The following is a 252-nucleotide window of genomic DNA, read 5'->3' as shown; positions in this document are numbered from 1 at the left end:
AGCCCCGACGCCGAGCACCGCATTCCCCTCGCCGCGGTCACCGGCAGCTTCGCGCTGCGCTCGGCGGTATTTTCCTATGGCGATCCCAATGACCCGCCCGCGCTGACCGTGCCCAGCCTCGACATCATGGCCGGCGAGAAGGTGGCGCTGCTGGGCCGCAACGGCGCCGGCAAGTCGACCCTGCTCCAGGGCCTGTCGGGCATGCTCCAGCCGGTCTCCGGCGAAGTCCTGCTCGACGATCTCGCGCTGCAC

At 70.6% G+C, this 252-nt stretch carries 1 protein-coding gene; it reads left to right on the top strand.

Features of this window, described 5'->3' with window-relative positions:
- A partial coding sequence (locus tag NLU14_RS22545) for an ATP-binding cassette domain-containing protein (protein ID WP_275710815.1) occupies nt 1-252 on the top strand: 252 nt, incomplete at both ends.

This window comes from Marinobacter iranensis (assembly GCF_029207565.1).
Taxonomy (GTDB): Bacteria; Pseudomonadota; Gammaproteobacteria; order Pseudomonadales; family Oleiphilaceae; genus Marinobacter; species Marinobacter iranensis.
The sequence above is the reverse complement of the archived record's forward strand: the minus strand, read 5'-3'. Positions and strand labels throughout refer to the sequence as shown.